22 protein-coding genes, 1 tRNA gene and 1 pseudogene are annotated in these 21,802 nt (G+C 51.9%); 15 read left to right on the top strand and 9 right to left on the bottom strand.

What is annotated here, in order from left to right:
• Window positions 1–12 precede the first annotated feature (12 nt).
• Entirely contained in the window at window positions 13–1,296 is a 1,284-nt protein-coding gene (gene purD / locus ABNV41_RS13745) for a phosphoribosylamine--glycine ligase (RefSeq protein WP_080986730.1), read from the bottom strand.
• Between the two features lie 51 nt (window positions 1,297–1,347).
• On the opposite strand from purD, the gene xseA reads away from it, so the two are divergent.
• The 4 genes from xseA to ABNV41_RS13725 all read left to right on the top strand — a co-directional run bounded on the left by xseA (window position 1,348) and on the right by ABNV41_RS13725 (window position 4,590).
• Window positions 1,348–2,802 (top strand): exodeoxyribonuclease VII large subunit, encoded by a 1,455-nt coding sequence (gene xseA / locus ABNV41_RS13740; RefSeq protein ID WP_050818954.1) that lies wholly within the window; start codon window positions 1,348–1,350, stop codon window positions 2,800–2,802.
• 97 nt (window positions 2,803–2,899) lie between these two features.
• On the top strand, window positions 2,900–3,241 hold the full coding sequence (locus ABNV41_RS13735; RefSeq protein WP_003623232.1) for a hypothetical protein: 342 nt from the start codon (window positions 2,900–2,902) through the stop codon (window positions 3,239–3,241).
• A gap of 55 nt (window positions 3,242–3,296) precedes the next feature.
• Window positions 3,297–3,383 (top strand) — tRNA-Leu (locus tag ABNV41_RS13730).
• A gap of 31 nt (window positions 3,384–3,414) precedes the next feature.
• Window positions 3,415–4,590 carry a phosphoserine transaminase gene (locus ABNV41_RS13725; RefSeq protein ID WP_349934797.1) on the top strand — a complete coding sequence of 392 codons (1,176 nt, stop codon included), beginning with the start codon at window positions 3,415–3,417 and terminating at the stop codon, window positions 4,588–4,590.
• Window positions 4,591–4,786: 196 nt separating this feature from the next.
• On the opposite strand, the gene ABNV41_RS13720 is transcribed toward ABNV41_RS13725, so the two are convergent.
• Entirely contained in the window at window positions 4,787–4,984 is a 198-nt protein-coding gene (locus tag ABNV41_RS13720; RefSeq protein WP_197687373.1) for a tyrosine-type recombinase/integrase, read from the bottom strand.
• A 27-nt stretch (window positions 4,985–5,011) separates the two neighbouring features.
• On the opposite strand from ABNV41_RS13720, the pseudogene ABNV41_RS13715 reads away from it, so the two are divergent.
• The 3 genes and pseudogenes from ABNV41_RS13715 to ABNV41_RS13705 all read left to right on the top strand — a co-directional run.
• Window positions 5,012–5,248 (top strand): annotated as a pseudogene (locus ABNV41_RS13715) (hypothetical protein); the annotation flags it as partial.
• Window position 5,249: 1 nt separating this feature from the next.
• Window positions 5,250–5,450, top strand: a complete 201-nt coding sequence (locus tag ABNV41_RS13710) for a hypothetical protein (protein ID WP_019089524.1) — start codon at window positions 5,250–5,252, stop codon at window positions 5,448–5,450.
• Window positions 5,447–5,569, top strand: coding sequence for a hypothetical protein (locus ABNV41_RS13705; protein ID WP_269057428.1), 123 nt, complete (start codon window positions 5,447–5,449; stop codon window positions 5,567–5,569). The genes ABNV41_RS13710 and ABNV41_RS13705 overlap by 4 nt, the downstream gene beginning before the upstream one ends.
• 174 nt (window positions 5,570–5,743) lie before the next feature.
• On the opposite strand, the gene ABNV41_RS13700 is transcribed toward ABNV41_RS13705, so the two are convergent.
• Both ABNV41_RS13700 and ABNV41_RS13695 read right to left on the bottom strand, forming a co-directional pair.
• The gene (locus ABNV41_RS13700; protein ID WP_050818955.1) at window positions 5,744–6,040 is read right to left on the bottom strand and encodes a hypothetical protein; all 297 of its coding nucleotides are present in this window, start codon (window positions 6,038–6,040) and stop codon (window positions 5,744–5,746) included.
• 546 nt (window positions 6,041–6,586) lie between these two features.
• A protein-coding gene (locus ABNV41_RS13695; protein ID WP_087651418.1) for an IS5 family transposase occupies window positions 6,587–7,341 on the bottom strand; the annotation gives its coding sequence in 2 pieces (ribosomal slippage) (window positions 6,587–7,002 and window positions 7,002–7,341; 756 coding nt in all).
• Window positions 7,342–7,725: 384 nt separating this feature from the next.
• Between ABNV41_RS13695 and ABNV41_RS13690 the strand changes: the two genes are divergently transcribed.
• Entirely contained in the window at window positions 7,726–8,814 is a 1,089-nt protein-coding gene (locus ABNV41_RS13690) for a HigA family addiction module antitoxin (protein ID WP_050818957.1), read from the top strand.
• A 528-nt stretch (window positions 8,815–9,342) separates the two neighbouring features.
• On the opposite strand, the gene ABNV41_RS13685 is transcribed toward ABNV41_RS13690, so the two are convergent.
• The 5 genes from ABNV41_RS13685 to ABNV41_RS13665 form a co-directional block, all read right to left on the bottom strand.
• On the bottom strand, window positions 9,343–10,734 hold the full coding sequence (locus ABNV41_RS13685; RefSeq protein WP_087651660.1) for an NAD-dependent succinate-semialdehyde dehydrogenase: 1,392 nt from the start codon (window positions 10,732–10,734) through the stop codon (window positions 9,343–9,345).
• Window positions 10,735–10,773: 39 nt separating this feature from the next.
• The gene (gene adhP / locus ABNV41_RS13680) at window positions 10,774–11,802 is read right to left on the bottom strand and encodes an alcohol dehydrogenase AdhP (RefSeq protein WP_050818959.1); all 1,029 of its coding nucleotides are present in this window, start codon (window positions 11,800–11,802) and stop codon (window positions 10,774–10,776) included.
• A 76-nt stretch (window positions 11,803–11,878) separates the two neighbouring features.
• The gene (locus ABNV41_RS13675; protein WP_050818960.1) at window positions 11,879–13,294 is read right to left on the bottom strand and encodes an NAD(P)(+) transhydrogenase (Re/Si-specific) subunit beta; all 1,416 of its coding nucleotides are present in this window, start codon (window positions 13,292–13,294) and stop codon (window positions 11,879–11,881) included.
• Complete coding sequence (locus ABNV41_RS13670; protein ID WP_050818961.1) at window positions 13,295–13,621, bottom strand: NAD(P) transhydrogenase subunit alpha; 327 nt, start codon at window positions 13,619–13,621, stop codon at window positions 13,295–13,297. It lies immediately after the preceding gene.
• Entirely contained in the window at window positions 13,618–14,769 is a 1,152-nt protein-coding gene (locus ABNV41_RS13665) for an NAD(P) transhydrogenase subunit alpha (RefSeq protein WP_050820297.1), read from the bottom strand. Before ABNV41_RS13665 ends, ABNV41_RS13670 begins: the two co-directional genes overlap by 4 nt.
• Before the next feature lie 403 nt (window positions 14,770–15,172).
• Here ABNV41_RS13665 and ABNV41_RS13660 point away from each other — a divergent pair, with 403 nt between their 5' ends.
• From ABNV41_RS13660 to ABNV41_RS13630, 7 genes are all read left to right on the top strand, one after another.
• Window positions 15,173–16,195, top strand: a complete 1,023-nt coding sequence (locus ABNV41_RS13660; protein ID WP_050818962.1) for an aspartate-semialdehyde dehydrogenase — start codon at window positions 15,173–15,175, stop codon at window positions 16,193–16,195.
• Between the two features lie 136 nt (window positions 16,196–16,331).
• The gene (gene sdhC / locus ABNV41_RS13655) at window positions 16,332–16,805 is read left to right on the top strand and encodes a succinate dehydrogenase, cytochrome b556 subunit (RefSeq protein ID WP_050818963.1); all 474 of its coding nucleotides are present in this window, start codon (window positions 16,332–16,334) and stop codon (window positions 16,803–16,805) included.
• Between the two features lies 1 nt (window position 16,806).
• Window positions 16,807–17,220 carry a succinate dehydrogenase, hydrophobic membrane anchor protein gene (gene sdhD / locus ABNV41_RS13650; RefSeq protein WP_050818964.1) on the top strand — a complete coding sequence of 138 codons (414 nt, stop codon included), beginning with the start codon at window positions 16,807–16,809 and terminating at the stop codon, window positions 17,218–17,220.
• 117 nt (window positions 17,221–17,337) lie between these two features.
• Window positions 17,338–19,149, top strand: a complete 1,812-nt coding sequence (gene sdhA / locus ABNV41_RS13645; RefSeq protein ID WP_050818965.1) for a succinate dehydrogenase flavoprotein subunit — start codon at window positions 17,338–17,340, stop codon at window positions 19,147–19,149.
• A 36-nt stretch (window positions 19,150–19,185) separates the two neighbouring features.
• A complete protein-coding gene (locus ABNV41_RS13640) occupies window positions 19,186–19,968 on the top strand; it encodes a succinate dehydrogenase iron-sulfur subunit (RefSeq protein WP_003624930.1) in 783 nt (260 codons plus the stop codon).
• Window positions 19,969–20,144: 176 nt separating this feature from the next.
• Window positions 20,145–20,807 carry a tyrosine-protein phosphatase gene (locus ABNV41_RS13635; protein ID WP_003624925.1) on the top strand — a complete coding sequence of 221 codons (663 nt, stop codon included), beginning with the start codon at window positions 20,145–20,147 and terminating at the stop codon, window positions 20,805–20,807.
• A gap of 45 nt (window positions 20,808–20,852) precedes the next feature.
• Complete coding sequence (locus ABNV41_RS13630) at window positions 20,853–21,746, top strand: DMT family transporter (RefSeq protein WP_050818966.1); 894 nt, start codon at window positions 20,853–20,855, stop codon at window positions 21,744–21,746.
• Window positions 21,747–21,802: the final 56 nt, after the last annotated feature.

Raw genomic sequence — 21,802 nt, 5'->3', positions numbered from 1 at the left:
ATTTAAAGCTGTTTAAAGGGCGCGGTTACCGATATCTGTGCGCCATGTTGCGCCATTCCATGAAATAGCCTTAACGCCTTCATAAGCGCGTTCCTGCGCCTGTTTCACGGTGTCTCCCAAGGCGCAAACAACCAGTACGCGTCCTCCGGCTACAACAAGTTCCCCTACTGCATTCAGCTGGGTGCCAGCCTGAAAGACCTGCACATCAGGCAGTTTGTTTGCATCTTCAACACCAGAAATAACAGCACCTTTTTCAGGCGCACCAGGATAGCCGCGCGCTGCCATCACAACGCAAACGGATGCTTGATCTGAAAATGTGACAGGTGCGGTATCCAGCCGATCTTCTGCAAGAGCCTTGAGAGCCGGAAGAAGATCAGAAGTAAGCCGTGGCAACAATGCTTCGGCTTCCGGGTCACCAAATCTTACGTTGTATTCTATCAGCTGCGGGCCACTATCTGTCAGCATCAGGCCGGCAAAAATAACACCCCGGAAAGGCGTGCCACGGCGCATCATCTCCTTCAGCATGGGGCGTACCAGCAGATCAAGCGCAGCTTCCTGTTCTGCCCGACCAAAACCTTTTGGCGGAGAAACCGCGCCCATTCCGCCGGTATTGGGGCCGGTATCTCCATCTCCAATGCGTTTGTGGTCTTGGGCTGCGCCAATCAGCGTGGCTGTCTCACCTGCGCAGAATGCAAAAAGCGAGACTTCTTCACCGACAAGGCAATCTTCAATCACCACGCAGCGGCCTGCATCACCAAGTGAGCCGCCAGCCATCATGTCTTGCACAGCGCTTTCGGCTTCAGCCAGTGTGGTGGCCACCACAACGCCTTTTCCGGCTGCCAGACCATCGGCCTTGATAACAATGGGTGCGCCTTTTTCACGCACATAGGTCAAGGCAGCGTTTACGTCTGTAAACCGTTCTGCCTGCGCTGTGGGAATGTTGGCGGCGTAGCAGATTTCCTTGGTAAAGCTTTTGCTGCCTTCAAGCCGGGCAGCAGCCTGCGTGGGGCCGGCACAGGCCAGTTTGGCGCGGGCGCAGGCATCGGCCAGCCCTGCCACCAATGGGGCTTCCGGGCCGGGAATAACCAGATCGACTTTTTGTTCCAGAGCAAACTGCACAAGTGCAGGAACATCCTGTGCACCAATGGGCACATTTACCCCAACTTCTGCTGTGCCGGGGTTGCCGGGTGCGATAAACAGGGCTGAAAGTTCCGGAGAACGGGCAAGTGTTGCGGCCAGCGCATGCTCCCTGCCGCCAGATCCAACCAGAAGTACCCGCATTGTTTTCTCCTGCATCTTGATGTTCTGCTCTTTTCAGGGCGAGCGTCTGTAGCATAGGTTAGCCGCATGACCGAACAGTTTGACATTCCATCGGCCAGCAACAATGTGCCGGAATTTACCGTTTCAGAAATTTCGGGGGCTATCCGGCGCACGCTGGAGGGCACGTTCAGCCGCGTGCGTGTGCGTGGCGAAATTACGGAACTTAAACGCTATCCCTCCGGCCATGTATATTTTTCGCTCAAGGATGAGCGGGGCAAAATTTCTGGTGTGGTATGGCGTGGTTCGGTGTCCCGCCTTGGTCTGGCGCCAGAAAACGGGGTGGAGATTATCGCCACCGGTAAGATCTCGGCATATGGTGAGCGTTCCAGCTATCAGCTTGTTGTAGAGCGGATGGAATATGCGGGCGAAGGCGCTTTGCTGGCCCGTATTGAGCGCCTGCGCATCAGGCTGGCAGAAGAAGGGCTGTTTGATACAGCCCGTAAAAAAGCCATTCCACTTTTGCCGCGCGTGATCGGGGTGGTAACATCACCTCAAGGCGCTGTGCTGCATGATATCTGCACAACCTTGCAAAGGCGTTTTCCGCGGCCGGTGATTGTCTGGCCCGTGCCCGTACAGGGGGAAGGCGCAGCCGCCCGCATTGCCGTGGCTATTGATGGGTTTTCTCAGCTTGATGGCCAAGGCGCAGTGCCTCGGCCGGATGTGCTGATTGTGGCGCGTGGCGGTGGATCACTAGAAGACCTGATGGCTTTTAATGATGAAGCTGTAGTACGAGCAGCGGCTGCGTGTACCATTCCGCTGATTTCTGCCGTAGGGCATGAAACAGATACAACCCTGATTGATTTTGCATCAGACAGGCGTGCGCCAACACCCACAGCCGCTGCAGAAATGGCCGTGCCAGTGCGCACGGAACTTCTGGCAGATATAGAACACCGTAACGCACGTGCACTGGGTGCGCTTTCTCGCCTGCTGCAAACCGCACGATTAAGGCTGGATCGTGCATCTTCTGCCATGCCGGATCTGCCTAGCCTGTTGCAGACAGCACGTATGCAGCTGGATGATAGAGGCCGTAGGCTAGATGTTGCCCTACCCGCTTTGGTGCAGCATCGGAAAGCAGATCTGGTTGCAGTTGAACGCCATATGCCTGCGGTTGAAACCTTATTGGCAGGGCGGCGCACCCGTTTGGCTGTGCTGGAGAATATGTTGCAAGCCAGCATGGCGCATACATTCCAAAGGCAGGATGCCCGGCTGGGCCGCCTACGGATATCTTCAGCTCCATTACAAGCCTTGGTGCGGGAAAGACGGACAGCTCTTGCAGGCATTGCCGGGCAGTTGGAAGCCGTTTCTCCCCGCGCTGTATTGGCCCGTGGGTATGCGCTTGTTACGGCGGAGGGGCGGCCAGTGACCAGTGCTGGACAATTACGTGATGGTGAACGCGTAGAACTGACATTTGGTGATGGTGCCCGCCCGGCTGTGGTTGGTGATGGCACACACCAGCCAAAGCAAGGTGTGCTGGAACTGTAACAGGCTGAGTTGAGCTGCAATGCCAATCAGGTTTATGATCGGCCAATACAAACCACGCGGGCGGAGCGGTCCGCGCTGTCAGGAAAGAAGAAAGCGCATGTCCATCCGTTTTTCTGTTGGTGTTGTCAGCCTGTGTCTGGCGGGAGGGCTACTGGCAGGGTGTGCGCCTCAGCAGGGGCATCGTATTCCGCCACAAAGCTTTGCGCCGGGCCTGACAACCGAGCCGTCTGCAACGAATGACAGCCATTTGACGAATGACCCTTCTGCACCGTTGAACACACCGCTGTGCGGAACAGCTGCGCGTGAAAATATGGCGATGGGTGTGCAAAATTACCCGCAGCCACTTTCTTCTGGCAATTCTTGTGTGCAAAATGCATGCTTTGATACCCAGACAGGCACCTATATTGCCTCTGATGGTACAAAAAGAGTGTGCCGATAAAGCATGCATGCCTCTTTTCCCGGCGGCAATTTGCTGATAGGAAAAGGGCCACGCTGCGAGAGTGACGGAATTGGTAGACGTAGTCGACTCAAAATCGACCGCCCGAAAGGGCTTAGGGGTTCGAGTCCCCTCTCTCGCACCAGATTTCTTCTCCCCCTATTCTGGCCAAGGTTATGACAGCCGCTTCCTTATCCGTTCTTCCTCGTCCGGCCAGCCGTCCCCTTAATCCATGCTTTTCTTCTGGCCCGTGCGCAAAGCGGCCGGGTTGGAATGTATCGGCGCTGGCAAATGCGTTGGTAGGGCGTTCGCATCGCTCTGCAGAAGGGCGTGCACGGCTGAAAGAAGTTATAGACCGCTCCTGCGCCATTCTGGGTGTGCCAGAAGGTTGGCGCGTAGGTATCGTGCCTGCTTCTGATACCGGTGCGGTGGAAATGGCCTTGTGGTCCATGTTGGGGGAACGCCCGGTAGATGTGCTGGCGTTTGAAAGTTTCTCAGCACTATGGGCGCAAGATATTGTTACCCAGCTTAAGCTGGAAAACACACGGGTTTTGAAAGCCGAATATGGCAGCCTGCCAGATATGACGCAGGTTGATTGGAACCACGATGTGGTGCTGGCATGGAATGGCACCACCTCTGGTGTGCGTATTCCTTCAGCAGATGCCATTCCAGAGCAGCATGATGGGCTGGTGATCTGTGATGCCACTTCTGCCGCGTTCGCAATGGATTTGCCGTGGGACCGCTTGGATGTGGTGACATGGTCTTGGCAGAAAGCTTTGGGGGGTGAAGCCGCTCACGGCATGATCGCCCTTTCCCCCAAGGCTGTGCAGCGGTTGGAAAGTTTTCAGGCTCCACGTCCACTGCCTAAAATCTTCCGCATGACGAACAAGAATGGTCTGATTGAAGGTATCTTCCGGGGTGATACCATCAACACACCTTCCATGCTGTGCGTAGAGGATGCGCTGGACAGCCTGAAATGGGCCGAAGGTGCTGGTGGTTTGGAAGGGCTGAAAGCACGCAGCCAAGCCAATCTGGCTGAAGTGACCATGTGGGTGGAAAAAACGGACTGGGTAGAGTTTTTGGCCCAGAAGCGTGAAGAGCGTTCCTCCACAGCAATTTGCCTACGTATTGTTGCCCCGTGGTTCTTGGCTCTTGAGCGCGAAGAGCAGACCAAAACAGTTAAAAAGATGCTGGCCATTCTGGCCGAAGAAGGCATTGGGTTTGATCTGGCCAGTTACCGTGATGCCCCTGCGGGCCTGCGTATCTGGGGTGGTGCTACGGTAGAAGCAGCAGATGTGCGCGCCCTACTGCCTTGGCTGGATTGGGCTTTTGCACAGGTTGTGCCGCAGTAATTAAAAAAAATTTGCCGTTACACGGTATAAAAAAGGCGGAGGGAAATTTCCCTCCGCCTTTTTTGTTGGGTTGAAGCGCGCCTATTAGAACGGTGCGTCAATATCCACGATGTCGATTATGTAAAACATAACTCATTGAGAAATATAGAAAATTAACGTTAGAATATAAATTCTGCCCAATATATGCCCAAATGGCTCACGTTAATTTATCAATGGCCGACTTCATGTGATCAGAGTTTACGGCTGCATATCTCTGCACCATTTGAAGGCTTGACCATCCACCAAGCTTCATCAGAGTGAATAAATCGCATCCCGACATAATCATCCATGATGCCCAGTGATGTCGCCAGCCATGAGGCGTAAATCCAGAAATCCCTGCGGTTTTGCATGCCACTGTGTGCGGTCGTAGAAGGGGGTTAAAGGCAATGTAAAGGGCATCGCCCTGACTGACACGCAGAAGGATATTGCCAAGCGGGCAAGCCAGACCGTGTTCAATGAAATTTCGTCTCTGGAAACCTCCATTGAGCACGGCAACAGCATCACCCAGACGGGTGTGAACGCACTCCAGACCGATTTTCTTTCATTCGAAACCTGCTGGGCAGGCCTGAAAACCGGCACTACGCCGGACGCCTGCGCAGCTCTTGGCGGGAGCAAATAATATGAACGCAACAGAAATCAGCGCCATCCTGGGCGTAGTCGGCACCGTGGCAGGTCTGGCCGAGAAATACGGGCCGGAAGTGTATGAAACGGTCAAGGAGGCCCTGGAGCAGTCCAAGAGCAAGACCGGGCCGAGTGTGGCAGATATTCAGGCCATCTTTGCCAAGTGTCAGGCCGATAACGCGGCCATCCAGTCCGCATGACGCCGGATTTTGAGTGCGGTATGATTGTTGGTGGCGGGGGAGTTTTCCTCGCCACCATCATCTTTGCTGTAGGCTGGCATGCACTGGTGGTGCGGTCAGATATTTGGCGGAATGAATAACTTAAGACTGCTTAAGAAAGGCCGTACACATCACGGTGGATGAATGGGTCTTTGCCGGAAAGCAGCTCGATGCTGCTATGCAGACTGAGTAATAAATATATTCCCCACGATAGATATCAAGCATAACGTCTTTCGTGAGGAATGAAATGCAAACATACTAGATAATATATATTCCTATTTATCTGGCATTTCGCTTATTTTATATTTTTTATCTTTTCCTATAATTCTTAATACCATTTCAACTTTTTCTCCGTATTTCATTGTATAAGCATATTCACTGCCTGGTTTATTTTCTACAAGTTCCCCTGTCAAAACTTCATGACCGTTTCGTATCAAATCACTAATATCATGAATTGATTTCCAGCTATATTTCCAACCTTGAGAAGGTGTTTGCTCCCAAACTTTGAATTTCGAATTTAAATGACTTTCATCATTGTTCGGTTTAGCTGCCACAATTACATACTTCGTCATGATGCTCTCTATTCTATGAGTTTATATCTAAAATGTAATTTAGGAACTCCGATTCAAAATTTCAAAGCTACTCTAAATAAATTGATCAGTGTTCGATTCTTTTATTGCTATTGCTGAACTTGATTAGGCTTTTGGCGGAATTAAGTGACCAAGAGCCGCGTTTAGGCAGCGGATAGCCCTTGGCTATCGGCTCTATATCGCAAGTATGATCAGATAACGATACCGTGCCTTATATAAGGTACGGGCGCATAAACGCGGAATTGTGTTCACCTGATAAAGTGAGCACTGTTGCAAATCGAGAACCTTTTAGGGATGCGATGAAGTAAGCTTGGTGCATAAGGCCGTATCTGCTAAAGCATTTCAAGTTTGTAATCTCTCCTTCAGCTTCTTGCTGACGATTGTTACCTGTTAGGTAATCCTTTCCGTTGACAATTTTAGCGAGTCGTTATAGGTACAAGAACATAGACGCAGGTGAAATGAACATAACGTTTCAAACGCGGAAGCTGCAAAAGGTCTTTAACACATGGGCTCTTCTACGGCGTGTCGTCAGTTAAGCAGGATGATGATTGAGGCGAACTGCACGGCTGCGAGGAAGGTCGATTTCAGTTTATCGTAGCGGGTTGCGATAGCGCGAAACTGCTTGAGTTTATTGAAGAACCTCTCAACAAGGTTCCGTTCGCGATAGAGAGAAAAATCGGTTTTCCGTCGTGTCGTTCTGTTGCGTTTTGGCGGGATGACCGGGGTAATCCCGCGCTGTATCAGCCGATCGATCAACCTGTCCGCGTCATACGCCTTGTCAGCAAGGAAAGCATCCGGTTCGATGTTTTCCAGAAGTGGTTCTGCCTGGGTGATATCGGCATCCTGTCCCGGTGTGATGCCGAGTTCCACTGGATTGCCCAGAGCGTCGCAGATGGCATGGATCTTTGTAGTTAGCCCGCCTCGTGATCGTCCGATGGCCTGATCCGTGCCCCTTTTTTGAGAGCTCCGGCACTATGCTGATGCGCTCGGACAATTGTGCTGTCGATCATCATGTATTCGTTGTCGTAATCAGCGGCCAGATAACGAAATATCCGTTCGATGACGCCGCTTTCACACCAGCGGCGCAGACGCCGGTGCACGTTTTTCCAGTCACCGAAACGGGCAGGAAGGTCGCGCCATGGAATACCCGCGCGATAGCGATACAGCACCGCCTCCACGAACAGACGGTTGTTCACCGCAGTGCCGCCGACATAGCCTTCTCGACCAGGAAGAAGATCCTTTATCCGCTCCCACTGGTCATCGCGTAAACTATAGCGCCGCATCTGTCTGTCTCCCCAAAAAATGGGAAAACAGTCAGCACACGCAGACACAAAGTACAACCCTCACGTGCCACTCTCAGGGCTTAACTGACGACACGCCGTAGTTAGGGATTATGGAGAGAAGCAAGCTAAAGTAATTGCACGGCGCATGTCCGTATTAGCTAATGCTCCAACTTTGCAGCAGGTACCTGCGCAAAAGCCAGAACGATGTCACAAGCTTACGAATAACCGTAAACATCAATATGCGGTTGATGCTCTGCATCCCTTCCGCATTGTGTTTAAGGTAAATCACAACCCGATACCTCTTTTAGAAGATGGAGGCATAGATCTTTCACTAGTCACGAACATAACCATTTGTGAAGTTGTGAATTACCACGGAGGATAATCATGCTGCATACTAACACGAACAATACTTGGGCACCTGATTATTCTGTTCATCCGGGGGAAGTCCTAGAAGAACATTTGGAGGCTCGTGACTTAAGTCAAGCTGCATTTGCTCGGCTATGTGGAATTACACCTAAGCAGGTGAGTGAGATTATCAATGGGAAAAATCCCATTACCTCCGATACAGCATTAATCTTTGAAAAGGTATTAGGGGTTAGTGCGTCCATTTGGTCTGGAATTGATGCTGACTGGCAACTCTTTCAGGCAAAAGAAAAAGAGAAACATGCTGCACAACATTGCGCTGATTGGATAAAAATTTTCCCGTCAGATTTCCTTAAAACATTGAAGAGATCCGTGGGAAAGGACGCTATTGCGGTTCGCAATGCTATCCTGTCATTTTTTGGTGTTGGATCAGAAGCTGCTTACGAAAGCCGATGGACAGGTCGCTGTGCTGCTTATCGGCACTCTCCTACATTTACCAGCCAAGATGCTGCTCTTAGCGTCTGGTTGCGCTTAGGAGAAATCGAAGCAGAAAAGCTGGAAATGCCTCCTTTCTCAAAAGCAAAACTTAAGGCTGCCATTTCTGAAATCCGGCCTCTAACTCTTCTTTCTCAAGCTGAATATATGCCTCGTATAAAAAGCATTCTTCATGAATGTGGTGTGGCATTCATCGTTATTCCCGGCATCAAAGGTGCTCCGGTTAGTGGCGCTACGCATAAAGCTGCAAACGGTCGCTTCATAATCCAAGCGTCACTCCGTCACAAAACAAATGACCATTTTTGGTTCACATTGTTTCACGAAATTGGTCATTTAATGCTTCATGGAGACAAAATCTTTATTGAAGGGAATTCCGCTTCCCCCTCTGATGCCAATCAGCAATATGAGCGCCAAGCAGATGAATTTTCTACGAAAATTTTATTAAATGACAAGCCATTAGATGTATTCCCGCAAACAAGAGAAAACATTTTAGCCTTCTCTAGCCGTTTAGGAATACATCCGGGTATTATTGTCGGTATGTTACAGCATAGAAAATCACTGGCATGGCACAAATTTTCAGATCTTAGACTGAAAATGGCTGAAGATAGCCTTTAAATTTACTTGTCTATCAATCACCCCAAAACGCCTACTGCTGTCCGTAAGTAATCTGGGCAGTGGTGGGCGTATGTTTCTTCCACCATCATCTTTAGCTATTAGGTTAGCGGTTTTTGTAGTGCAATTAGATTCCTAGTGGAAGTAAGCGATGGTAGGAACTGCACTTAATACATTGTTAAAAGCGATTGTTCTTATTATTGCGGCACTTCGCGACATAACGCTACCTTATACGTGCAGTTTGGTTTGCTCTTTTTTGTTCTCCTTATAGCTTCAATACGGGCATCTTCCTCGCTCATGCCTGAAATTCGGTATGGCACGTCAGTAGATGGCTGCCCAGGCTTGGAGGCTTTAATGATAATGCTAAAAGTTGGCATCAATAAACTCTTGTAGTTTCGGTGAGCGGTAAAAACCTGCCCAGCCTATGCCCAATTCCAACAGAATGTTCTTAACTTGTTCTGTCCAAATTTGGCCTAAGTGGGCAGGTTTATTTTTCTAAAAACCTAAGAAAACTGTCGTTTTCTCCGATTCTTAGAACGGTGCGTCAATGTCCACGATGTCGATCAACTTGGTGTTGACGAATTCTTTCAGACCAAGGTCAATCAGTTCACGGCCAAAGCCAGAACGCTTTACACCACCAAACGGCAGGTCAGCTTTCACCATTGTTGGGTGGTTGATGTACACCATGCCGGTGTCCATCTTGCGGGCCAGTTCAGCTGCTTTTTCTTCGTTCTGAGAGAAGATAGAACCGCCCAGGCCATATGGGGAATCATTGGCGATTTCCACAGCATGGCCTGCGTCTTTTGCGCGGAACAGCATGGTAACCGGGCCAAAGAATTCCCAACGGCGTGCCGGGTTGCTTTCATCCAGATCTGTCAGAATAACAGGGCGGAAGAAACAGCCTTTGTTGGGCATTTCCAGCGGAACTTCTTCTGCTTTTGCACCGTGTGCCACAGCTTCAGAAACCTGCTTTTTCAGGTCTTCCACAGCACCGCGGGAAGAAAGCGGCGGCATGGTGGTGTTGGGGTCCATCGGATCACCCATACGCAGGGCGCTCACGCCTTTGCGGTACAGTTCTACAAACTTGTCGTAAACACCGTCTTCCACAATCATGCGCTTGGCGTTAACGCACACCTGCCCGCCGTTCCAGTGGCGGCCAAAAACAGCCCATTTGGCGGCTTTTTCAATGTCTGCATCGTTCAGCACGATCAGCGCATCAGAGCCACCCAGTTCCATGATGCACTTTTTAAGTGCGCCACCGGCTGTAGCAGCAATTTTGGCACCTGCACCTTCAGAACCTGTAAGGGCAACGCCGCGTACGCGTGGGTCCTGAATAACCGTGGCAAGCTGTGCGTGGGACGGATACAGGTTGATAAAGCCACCTTCTGGCAGCCCGGCATCCAGCATCAGTTTTTCCATGGCAGCAGCACACTGCGGCACGTTGGAAGCGTGCTTCAGGATAACGGTGTTACCGGCGGAAAGCTGAGGGGAGATAATGCGGGCAACCTGATAGAACGGGAAGTTCCAAGGTTCGATTGCAACAATGATTCCCTGCGGTTCGTACACCAGTTTGGCACGGCCTTCCTGCGGGTCTGCTACGGGCAGGTCCTGCGGCTGCAGCAGCTTTTCAGCGTTCTTGGCGTAGTATTCGAAAATGGCAGCGGACAGTTCTGTTTCTGCCTGAGCTTCAGCAAAGCGCTTGCCCATTTCAAGGGTCAGCAGCTTGGAATACTCATCCAGATTTTCGCGCAGCAGGTCAGCTGCTTTCTGCAGAATGCGTGCACGATCTGCGTGGGAGAAGTTTTTCCATTTCTGGAAAGCGGCATCAGCCTTGCCAACCGCTGTTTCAATTTCCGCATCTGTGGCGGAGGGGAATGTCTTCACCTGCTCTTCGGTGAAGGGATTGATTGTTGCATAAGCCATCAGAATAACCCTTCTTTTGTTTCTGAGATTAGGAGTTGCTCAGTTGCGGAAGTCCAGAACCACGCGGCCTTCCACCCGACCGTTCTTGAGCGCATCAAAAATTGCGTTGATGTTATCAATCCGATCCGTTGTGGTGACAGATGTTACCTTCCCTTCCGCAAAGAAGGAAAGAGCTTCAATCATGTCCAGCCGTGTGCCTACTATGGAACCGCGAATGGTAATGGCATTCATGACCATGTCAAAGATAGAAATTGGGAAATCACCCGGCGGCAGGCCATTTAGCACCAAAGTGCCCCCTGCCCGCACATAACCCATAGCCTGAGAAAATGCTTTGGTGGAAACAGCGGTGATCAATCCACCGTGTACGCCCCCAACTTTTTCCTGCATAAATGCTGCCGGGTCTGTATTTCTGGCATTAACGGTGTACGTTGCACCAAGCTTTTTGGCGGTTGCCAGTTTTTCATCATCAATATCTACCGCCACAACATTCAGCCCCATTGCTACGGCGTACTGCACGGCCATTTGGCCTAACCCCCCAACGCCAGAAATGGCAACCCAGTTCCCTGCGCGCGTATCTGTCATTTTCAGGCCTTTATAAACGGTCAGGCCGGCGCACAGTACGGGGGCAACTTTTACGGGATCTACGCCTTTTGGGAGATGAGCAATGTAGTTAGGGTCTGCCACCACATATTCGGCAAAGCAGCCGTTTACGGAATAGCCAGTTTCTTCCTGCTTCGGGCAAAGGGTTTCCCACCCTGCCAGGCAATGTTCGCAATGGCCGCAGGCAGAATACAGCCAGGGCACACCCACAACATCACCTTCCTTTACCCAATCTACCTCGCTGCCAACCTGCACAACCGTGCCAACACCTTCATGGCCAGGAATGAAAGGCAGATGTGGTTTTTTGGGCCAGTCTCCACTGGCGGCATGCAAATCTGTATGACACACGCCGCAGGCAATCATTTTAACCAAAATCTGGGTAGGTTTAATGGTGGGAATGTCCAGTTCTTCAATGGTCAGTGGTTTGCCAAATTCATGAACCACAGCGGCTTTCATTTTTCCGGACATGATATGCTTCCTTTATTTTACAAACAGATATGAGAAATAAAAAAGGGCGAGGAATTAAGCCTCGCCCTTGTCATGCTCAGGAGCCGCCAAGACTTTTGACAGCTTCAACCATTTTGGAAAGCACGGCCTGTGCATCTCCAAATACCATTGTGCAGTTCTTCTGGAAGAAGAGAGGGTTCTGCACGCCGGAATACCCCACGCCCGTACCACGTTTAATGACAAATACCTGATGTGCTTTGTAAGCATTTAAAATAGGCATGCCATAGATGGGGGAGGATTTATCGGTCAGGGCTTCCGGGTTCACCACATCGTTGGCGCCAATAACCAGCGCAACATCCGTTGTGGCGAAACTATCATTTATGTCATCCATGTCATAAATCATGTCATATGGTACACCAGCCTCGGCCAGTAGAACGTTCATATGCCCCGGCATACGGCCAGCAACGGGGTGGATGGCAAACTTAACATCCACACCATCGGCAACAAGAATTTTGACAAACTCGTAAAGTTTCTGCTGTGCCTGTGCCACGGCCAGCCCGTAACCGGGAATAATGATCACGCTGGATGCATAACGCATGGTAGTGGCCGCATCTGCTGGATCAACAGATTTCATTTCACCCTGCGGGCCTTTGGCGCTGCTGGTGCTATCACCAAAGTTGCTGAACAACACGTTGGTGAGTGAGCGGTTCATGGCCTTGGCCATCAGCACAGTCAGCAATGTGCCGGCAGAGCCTACAACCATACCTGCAATCATCAGGGCGGGGTTGTTCATCACATACCCTTCAAGCCCAACAGCCAACCCGGTAAATGCGTTGTAGAGCGAAATAACAACCGGCATATCGGCACCACCGATAGGCAGTGTCATGCACACACCAAACAGCAGGGCCGTCAGGAAGAACAGATCCCGTGGGAGTTCTCCCATTGGGGTGGCATACTGCATGACCGTAAGTGCGCCCAACACCAGAGCAACAAGAAACACCCCAGCATTGAAAATACGCTGACCACCAAAGCGCACCGGCTTTTTCATTCGGCCGTCCAGCTTGGCCCATGCGATAATGGAACCAGTAAGCGAAATACACCCGATAAGCGCACCCAAAACGGTAATGGTAAGGTGCAGCGGAGATGTTGGGTCATCGCTTAAAAGTTCTACAGCTGCCAAGCATGCTGCAGAACCACCGCCCATACCGTTAAAAATTGCAACCATCTGTGGCATGGCTGTCATTTGCACGGTACGGCCACGCCAGCCAGCCCATGCGCAACCCAAAACCAGAGCCAATACAGCCAGTACCACATTTACCAGAAGATGCGGTTTGGCGGCCTCAGTTACGTTAAATAAATTTAGAAAAGTTGCTGCAATAACAAAGATCATACCGTAACCGGCTGTTACAATGCCAGATACAGCCGTAACAGGGGATGACATGGCTTTCAGCCCGTAAATAAACAGGCCGGCAGCAATAAGGCCGCTTAGGCCCACAATGTATTCAATAAACATTTATTGCTGTTCCTTTTTGGCAGGTGCCGGTTTTTGGCTGGGCCGGAACATGGCAAGCATGCGGTCTGTTACCACGTAGCCCCCCATCACGTTGCCTGATCCTAGAAAAACCCCAATAAAACCAATAATCTGTCCGTAAATGCTGGTTGCGTTAAACAACGCATCCAGCGCACCAACAACCACAATACCGTGGATGAAGTTGGAGCCAGACATCAGGGGTGTATGCAGGATGGATGGTACGCGGCTGATCACCACATAGCCGGTAAAGGCTGCCAGCATGAAAATGTATAAAGCGATAATAAAGGTCATGGATGTTGCGGTAATCATGATACTTTCTCCGCAGGAGCGCTTTCGATAAATTGTTTGATGGCATCATTGGTTATTGCACCATCATGCGTCAGGGTGGTGCCTTTGATGACATCATCCGTAAAATCAGGTTTCAGTACGCCGTCATGCACGACCTGTTCTAAAAGGTTATAGATATTCTTGGCATAAAGCTCACTTGCCTGAGCTGCCAGGCAGGATGGCAGGTTAGTGGGACCTACCAATGTGACTGGCCCAACTTTAATAATTTCTCCGGCTTTTGTGCCTTCGCAGTTTCCGCCATTGGGTGCACCCATATCCACCACAACAGCCCCTTCTTTCATGGCAGCCAACTGGTCTGCATCAATCAGGCGTGGTGCGTGTTTGCCGGGGACAGCTGCCGTGGTGATAATCAGATCAGCCTGCGCAATATGTTGGCTGAGTGCAGCACGCACTTTTGTTTTTTCTTCTGGTGTCAGTTCACGTGCGTACCCGCCTGCGCCCCGAGCATCTACACCCGTATCTACAAAGCGCGCACCAACGGATTCTGCTTCTTCCTTGGTTTCGGGGCGCACATCATAACCTTCGCAAACAGCGCCAAGCCGATGCGCTGTTGCCAAAGCCTGCAACCCGGCAACACCCAAACCCATTACCAACACACGCGCGGCCCGAAGTGAGCCAACGGCTGTTGTCATCATGGGCAGGATTTTCTGCATGTGCACGCAGCCCAGCAGAGGTGCGTAATACCCGGCCAAAGCCGCTTGGCTGGAAAGTGCATCCATAGCCTGTGCCCGGCTGATGCGCGGAATAAGCTCCATGGCAAATGTAGTGATCTTGCCATCCCGCAAAGCCTTTACCAGATCAGGCTCCGTTTTGGCGTAAATGAAAGACACCAGCAGGCTGCCGGGCTTCATTTTTTTTACCGTTTCCACACTGGGCGGCTGCACAGCCAGCACAATATCAGCATCCCCCAGAAGTTTCTGCTGATCTGCTTCTGTGGTGACACCAGCCTGTGTGTATGCTGCATCCGTATAAGTGGCAGCAGCTCCCCCACCCTGTTCCAGAACCAAGGAGGCTCCAAGTTTGGCAATGCGCTGGGCCACTGATGGAATCATGGCAACCCGTCTTTCATCGGCTGCCGTTTCCTTCAGAATTGCAATTTTAAGTGTCACGGTCTGTTCCAAACTCTGTTGTAAAAGTTGGGCAAAGGTCAGAACAGGGTTTTGCATCCTGCCTGAGGCACAAAAGTTATGACACTACGGTGCGTAGGGGTGCTGCAATGATGTGCATCAAAAAATATAGTCATAGTGTTCAAGTAATTTATTGTAATTTTGTTTAAGTGGGCACACCCCTTGCTCTGCGTGTCATGGGTATGAACGGTTGATCATGGCAGCGGGTTTCGATTTTGGGTGGATAGCAAGGCTTGAGGAAAGCAGGAAAAGTGGCGGGGCGTGTGCCCACCGGGGCAGCTGCCCGTGGCGGGCAATTCCATTTGGTTGCGTAATGGTCTAGGGTCTGCCGCCATCAGGCCATATATATGGCCTACATATATATACGATCAAAAGCAGGTGGATTATGGGATATCGGGTTGCTGTTGTAGGCGCGACTGGAGCCGTGGGGCGTGAAATCCTCAAAACACTGGCGGAGCGTGAATTTCCGGTTGATGAAATTGTGGCTCTGGCCTCGCCGCGTTCTGCCGGGCGGGAAGTTTCGTTCGGAGATCAGGTTCTGAAAGTAAAGAACCTTGAAACATTTGATTTCACGGGATGGGACGTTGGGCTGTTTTCCCCCGGTGGCTCCGTATCTGCAAAATATGCACCCATTGCTGCTAAAGCAGATTGTGTGGTGATTGACAACACCTCGCACTTCCGTATGGACCCGGATGTGCCGTTGGTGGTGCCAGAAGTAAACCCGAACGCCCTTAAGCAGATCAAGCGCAACATTATTGCCAACCCCAACTGCTCTACCATTCAGATGGTGGTGGCACTTAAGCCACTGCATGATCTGTTCACCCTCAAGCGGGTTGTAGTGTCCACCTATCAGGCTGTTTCTGGTGCAGGTAAGGATGGGATGGATGAACTGTTCGCCCAGACACGCGGCACCTTTGTGAATGACCCACCGAAGATTGAGCAGTTCCAGAAGCAGATCGCCTTTAACTGCATTCCGCAGATTGATGTGTTTATGGATGACGGCGCGACCAAAGAAGAATGGAAGATGCGAGTCGAGACAAAGAAAATTCTCGACCCGGATGTAGACGTGATTGCCACCTGCGTGCGTGTGCCCGTGTTTATTGGTCACTCTGAATCTGTTGTGGCTGAGTTTGAGGAACCTGTTGACATCAAGCGTGCCTACGAAGCCCTGCGTGAAGCAGAAGGCGTTGTGGTGCTGGATAAGCGTGAAGATGGCGGCTACGTGACTCCGATTGACTCGGTGGGGGAAGACGCAACCTACGTTTCACGCCTTCGTGTCGATCCAACAGTTCCCAATGGTCTCGCGTTTTGGTGTGTGTCCGATAATCTGCGGAAAGGTGCGGCTTTGAACGCGGTGCAGATTGCCGAAACCATGATTGCTCTCGATCTCCTGCCCAGACACGGTTGAGTGAGAATCCCGCCCCTCTCGGCCTCGTGTTGGTCTGTTGAATTGACCGGCCAGAGGGGTGGGGCGTAGGACAAAAACGATGCAAACGCCGGATCCAGCCGGCGCTACGGGATAGAGACGGGGTACGAGGCAGACAATGCAGGATATCCGCAAGGCCCTCTATGTAGGGAGCCGAAGTGACGGCAGACTTATTCAGCGGCCCATGTCGCCGCATTTACAGGTCTACCGTTATCGCCTTTCCATGGTTCTTTCCATCATGAACCGTATTACGGGCGTTATCGCAACAGCAGGTGCAGCACTGGGTGTGTTCTGGCTTGGGGCTGCGGCCAAGGGGCCAAAGGCCTTTGCCACGGCGCGCAAGGTAACAGGCAACCCGCTTGGGCAGCTTGTGCTGCTGGGGTGGCTGGCATCCGTTGTGTACCACACGGTTGGCGGCATCCGCCATCTGATCTGGGATAGCGGTTACCGGTACGACAAAAAGGAAGTTAACAAGGATGGCCCGGTAGCCGTGGGTGTTACCGCTGGTGTCAGCACTGTTCTGGCAGCTGGCCTTCTGGCTGTTTCCATTTGTCGCAAACGCAGCCGCGCCAAAGCAGGAAAGGTATCCTGACATGAATGCTTCTGCTCCTCATATTGAAGTCATGCGCTCCCAGCTTGGGCGGGCACGCGGGCTTGGGGCCGGGCATTCCGGTGTAGGCCACTGGTGGGCCGAACGTGTAACGGCAGCTTCCCTGCTTCCACTTTCAACGTGGTTTGTGGTGCAGATGTTCCGCCTCGGCGGTGCAGATCATGCAGAAGTGGTGAAGTGGGGCAGCAAGCCCGTAAACGCAACCATGCTGATCGCCCTGATCATTTCCACTTTCTACCATGCTCAGCTTGGGCTGCAGGTCATTGTGGATGATTACGTGCACGGCAAGGCACATCTGCCTACCCGCCTGCTTGTTAAAATCGGCACCTCCCTGTTGGGGCTGCTGGGCGTAATTGCCGTTATCAAGCTGTTTGTGCGCGGCAGCACCGCCAAATAAGCCGGGCCACCGCCTTATAGAATCAAGAGCCTGTGCCGCCAGCGCCCCAAAGCCTGAAGCGCTGTGGCACGAACCTGAAAAGACTGACAGGCCGAACGCAATGGGAGCGCCGTCACGATGAACGCCAATACCTCTCCGTCACGGGGAGCTTACCGAATTGTTGATCACGCTTATGATGTTGTGGTTGTGGGAGCAGGTGGTTCGGGCCTGCGTGCAACGTTGGGAATGGGCGCCGCAGGGCTAAGCACCGCATGCGTTACCAAGGTTTTTCCAACACGTAGCCACACCGTGGCCGCACAGGGGGGCATCGGGGCTTCTCTGGGTAATATGGCCGAAGATAACTGGCGCTGGCATATGTATGACACCGTAAAGGGGTCTGACTGGCTGGGCGATCAGGACGCCATTGAATTTATGTGCCGTGAGGCCGTGCCTGCTGTGCGCGAATTGGAACACTTTGGTGTGCCGTTCTCCCGCACGGAAGATGGCAAGATCTATCAGCGCCCCTTCGGTGGGCATATGAGCGATTACGGCAAGGCACCTGTGCCACGTGCCTGCGCTGCGGCTGACCGTACCGGGCATGCCATTCTGCACACGCTGTATCAGCAGTGCCTGAAGCACAATGTTGAATTTTTTGTCGAATATTTTGCCATTGACCTCATCATGGATGAGGAAGGTGAATGCCGTGGCGTGATGGCTTGGTGCCAGGATGATGGCACAATCCATCGTTTCAACGCCAAGATGGTTGTGCTGGCTACCGGCGGTTATGGCCGTGCGTATCAGTCTTGCACCTCTGCCCATACCTGTACGGGTGATGGTAACGGTATGGCCATGCGTGCGGGTATTCCTACGCAGGATATGGAGTTTGTGCAGTTCCACCCCACTGGCATCTATCCGGCAGGCTGCCTGCTGACAGAAGGCTGCCGTGGTGAAGGTGGTTATCTGACCAACTCCGAAGGCGAACGCTTTATGGAGCGTTATGCGCCAACAGCCAAAGATCTGGCCTCGCGTGACGTGGTTTCCCGTGCCATGACAATCGAGATCAAGGAAGGCCGTGGCTGTGGTCCGAAAAAAGATCATATCATGATGCACCTTGAGCATCTTGGGTCTGATCTTCTGCACCAGCGCCTGCCGGGTATTATTGAAACGGCACGTATCTTTGCCGGTGTGGACGTGACCAAGGAACCCGTTCCGGTTCTGCCAACCGTGCATTATAATATGGGTGGTATTCCCACCAATATTCATGGCGAAGTGGTGCGCCCAACCCCGGATAATCCGGATGCAGTTGTGCCGGGTCTGATGGCTGTGGGTGAAGCGGCTTGTGTGTCTGTGCATGGTGCTAACCGTCTGGGCACAAACTCTCTGCTGGATCTGATTGTGTTTGGTCGTGCTGCGGCCCGCCGTGCTGCGGAAGTGGTGAAGCCAACGGACTTTACCCGTCCGTTGCCTGCTGGTGCGGGTGAAGCTGCTCTGGATCGGCTGGACCGGCTGCGTTACGCCAAAGGTGGCACCAAGGTTTCTGCCCTGCGTGAGCGTTTGCAGCGCGATATGCAAACACATGCTGCTGTGTTCCGTACGCAGGAAAGCCTGCAGGAAGGCGTGGACAAAATTCGCGATATCTGGACCGGCGTGAGCGATATCTCTGTGGCAGATTCCTCCCTGATCTGGAACAGCGATCTGATGGAAGCGCTGGAGTTTGAAAACCTGCTGGCAAACGCCACTGTCACGCTGGAAAGCGGCCTTGCGCGGCATGAAAGTCGTGGGGCACACGCGCGGGATGATTATCCTAACCGTGATGACAAGGAATGGCTCAAGCATTCCGTATCGTGGCTGGATGACAAAGGCGGCGTGAAGCTGACCTACCGTCCGGTGCATATGAAGACCCTGACCGATGATGTGCAGGTCTTCCCACCCAAGAAGCGCGTTTACTGAGTTATCGGAACGAACGGGCGATAAAGGGAGGCGAACATGGTTGAACTCAGACTGCCGCGCAACAGCACGATCGGGAAAGGTAAAACCTTTCCCGCTCCAGCCGGGGCAAAAAATGTTAGAACATTCCGGATTTATCGTTGGACCCCGGATGATGACAAAAACCCGGTTATTGATAGCTACGAACTTGATCTGGATACCATCGGGCCAATGGTGCTGGATGCCATCATCCATATCAAGAACGAAATAGACCCTACACTGACATTCCGGCGCTCTTGCCGTGAAGGGATTTGTGGGTCCTGCGCCATGAACATTGATGGGGAAAACACGCTTGCGTGCCTGAAACCCATCAAGGACATCAAGGGCGATGTGCGCATCTATCCGCTGCCGCATATGCCAATTGTAAAAGATCTGGTGTCTAATCTGGATGGTGCTTATGCGCAGTTGCGTTCCATCCAGCCTTGGATGCAGGCAGATAGTGCACCTCCGCCAGATTCTGAACGGAAGCAGAGCATTGAAGAACGTGCCAAGCTGGACGGGATGTGGGAATGCATTCTGTGCTTCTGCTGCACAACGTCCTGCCCATCCTATTGGTGGAATGGTGACAAGTATCTAGGCCCAGCCGTTCTTCTGGCTGCTTATCGCTGGATTGCCGATAGCCGCGATGAACATACGGGTGACCGTCTGGATGGGTTGGAAGATACCTTTAAGCTGTATGCGTGCCGTACGATCATGAACTGCACCCAGACATGCCCGAAGGGTCTGAACCCGGCCAAGGCCATTGGGCGTATCAAGGAACTGCAACTGGAACGGAAAGTCTGATTTTTCGTTTTTCTAGTCAGTGGATTTACAAAAACCCGGTATGGCTTTGCCCTGCCGGGTTTTTTGTTGCCTGAGCGAAGATACTTCATCTTCCCTTCCTCCTGCATTGACTGCAACTGAGGAAGGTGGAACATGAAACCTGCTAGAAGACGATCTGTTTGGTAGTGAGGTTTTTCGTGTTTGACGGCCATCTTTCTTCATCATCTGGCCGTGCGCGGGCCTGGACTGACAGCCTGTTTGTAGATCATGCCATTTTCCGCCTGATGTGGACCAACTTCCATGCGGTTATTCCGGGCAAAGTATATCGGTGTAACCACCCCACCCCAGCGCGCTTGAAAAGAGCCATGGAACGGTTGGGTTTGCGTACGCTGGTGAACTTACGCGGGCATAGAAAATGTGGGTCTGATGCGCTTTCTCGCAATGCGGCGCGCGGCCTTGGTTTGCACCATGTAGATATGGCGTTTGAAAGCCGTGGTGCGCCCCATAAGGACAGAATTCTGCGTTTTGCGGATATGTACCAAAAGCTGGATTTTCCAATGTTGATGCATTGTAAATCTGGCGCAGACCGTGCTGGTTTGGCATCTGGCTTAGTTGTGCTGTTTGAAGGTGGATCTGCCCAACAGGCGCTTAAGGAACTGTCTTGGAAATACGGGCATTTCCGGAGCTCTCGCACAGGTATTCTGGATGCGTTTTTTCTGCATTATCAGGCGGAGGGAGAAGGCCGCATGCCTTTTCTTGAATGGGTGCGGAATGAATATGATGAGCACGCTTTAAAAGAAGAGTTTGTGGCCAATAAGCTGTCTTCTTTTCTGACAGATCAGGTTTTGCGGCGCGAATAAATCATGGTTCCCATGATCCTTTTTAATTGCAAGGCCTGATGCCGCATGGTGCCTCATAAACCTGTGCCTGTTCTGGCCGTTGTGGCTGCACTGCTTTCTTGGGCATGTGCGTATCCTGTTGTGCGGTTGGCACTTCCTTTTTTTGCGCCTGTTCCGTTAGCTGCTGCTCGTTATATGGTGGCTGCATGCCTTGTTGTGTGCTGGTTGTGTGTAAAGCGCCCAACATTACCGCGGTTAAAAGATATCCCGCGTTTTTTGGCATGTGGCGGCATTGGCATTGCGCTTTACAATATTCTTTTCAATACGGGTGAACAGACAGTTTCTGCTGGTGCAGCCAGCCTGTTGTTGAATACAGCCCCTTTTTTAGCTGCCATTGCCGCCGTTCTGTTTTTGAACGAACGACTGACTGTGTGGGGATGGCTAGGTTCTCTCATCAGCTTTACCGGTGTGGTGATTATTGGGAGCGGCCAACCCGGCGGCCTTGGTTTCGGCTCTGGCACCACGGTTATGCTGGCAGCCGCTTTATGCTCGGCAACGTACTATCTGCTTCAACGGCCTTTGGTAACGCGCTACGGAGCGTTGGTGACCACCGCCTATATTTTGCTAATTGGCGCGGGTTTGCTTTTGCCGTGGCTTCCCAGTGCCATACATACGCATAATGGTTGGCAAGCTTGGGCATTGGTTGGGGTGCTGGGGGTGTTCCCGTCCATTTTAGGGTATGGCGCTTGGGCGCATGTGGTCGGGCAGGTGGGTGTCGCCCGTTCTTCTGGCTTGCTGTATTTGCTTTCTCCCACAACACTTCTGCTGGCATTTGTGTTGGTGAGAGAAGTGCCAAATGTGCGCACCCTTATTGGTGGGTGTATTGTTATGGCTGGTGTTGGGTTGATGCAAATGTATGGGCATCCACGCCCACAGTTGAAAGCTGAAGGCGCAGCATAAAAAAAAACCACTTCAGACACAAAATCTGAAGTGGTTTTGCAAGGCTTGATTTTAGA

It is taken from the genome of Acetobacter sp. A11-2, from assembly GCF_040208445.1.
GTDB lineage: Bacteria > Pseudomonadota > Alphaproteobacteria > Acetobacterales > Acetobacteraceae > Acetobacter > Acetobacter oryzoeni.
Note: the sequence above shows the minus strand (reverse complement) of the source record. Positions and strands in the feature narration are given on the sequence as shown.

Excerpts from the sequence above, each read along its gene's own strand:
- ABNV41_RS13690 (WP_050818957.1), top strand. The coding sequence starts at position 7,726 with ATGCTGCATACTAACACGAACAATACTTGGGCACCTGATTATTCTGTT.
- purD (WP_080986730.1), bottom strand. The coding sequence starts at position 1,296 with ATGCAGGAGAAAACAATGCGGGTACTTCTGGTTGGATCTGGCGGCAGG.
- ABNV41_RS13670 (WP_050818961.1), bottom strand. The coding sequence starts at position 13,621 with ATGATTACCGCAACATCCATGACCTTTATTATCGCTTTATACATTTTC.
- ABNV41_RS13630 (WP_050818966.1), top strand. The coding sequence starts at position 20,853 with ATGGTGCCTCATAAACCTGTGCCTGTTCTGGCCGTTGTGGCTGCACTG.
- sdhC (WP_050818963.1), top strand. The coding sequence starts at position 16,332 with ATGCAGGATATCCGCAAGGCCCTCTATGTAGGGAGCCGAAGTGACGGC.
- ABNV41_RS13640 (WP_003624930.1), top strand. The coding sequence starts at position 19,186 with ATGGTTGAACTCAGACTGCCGCGCAACAGCACGATCGGGAAAGGTAAA.
- xseA (WP_050818954.1), top strand. The coding sequence starts at position 1,348 with ATGACCGAACAGTTTGACATTCCATCGGCCAGCAACAATGTGCCGGAA.
- sdhD (WP_050818964.1), top strand. The coding sequence starts at position 16,807 with ATGAATGCTTCTGCTCCTCATATTGAAGTCATGCGCTCCCAGCTTGGG.
- ABNV41_RS13685 (WP_087651660.1), bottom strand. The coding sequence starts at position 10,734 with ATGGCTTATGCAACAATCAATCCCTTCACCGAAGAGCAGGTGAAGACA.
- ABNV41_RS13705 (WP_269057428.1), top strand. The coding sequence starts at position 5,447 with ATGACGCCGGATTTTGAGTGCGGTATGATTGTTGGTGGCGGGGGAGTT.
- adhP (WP_050818959.1), bottom strand. The coding sequence starts at position 11,802 with ATGTCCGGAAAAATGAAAGCCGCTGTGGTTCATGAATTTGGCAAACCA.
- ABNV41_RS13735 (WP_003623232.1), top strand. The coding sequence starts at position 2,900 with ATGTCCATCCGTTTTTCTGTTGGTGTTGTCAGCCTGTGTCTGGCGGGA.
- ABNV41_RS13725 (WP_349934797.1), top strand. The coding sequence starts at position 3,415 with ATGACAGCCGCTTCCTTATCCGTTCTTCCTCGTCCGGCCAGCCGTCCC.
- ABNV41_RS13675 (WP_050818960.1), bottom strand. The coding sequence starts at position 13,294 with ATGTTTATTGAATACATTGTGGGCCTAAGCGGCCTTATTGCTGCCGGC.
- ABNV41_RS13700 (WP_050818955.1), bottom strand. The coding sequence starts at position 6,040 with ATGACGAAGTATGTAATTGTGGCAGCTAAACCGAACAATGATGAAAGT.
- sdhA (WP_050818965.1), top strand. The coding sequence starts at position 17,338 with ATGAACGCCAATACCTCTCCGTCACGGGGAGCTTACCGAATTGTTGAT.
- ABNV41_RS13660 (WP_050818962.1), top strand. The coding sequence starts at position 15,173 with ATGGGATATCGGGTTGCTGTTGTAGGCGCGACTGGAGCCGTGGGGCGT.
- ABNV41_RS13710 (WP_019089524.1), top strand. The coding sequence starts at position 5,250 with ATGAACGCAACAGAAATCAGCGCCATCCTGGGCGTAGTCGGCACCGTG.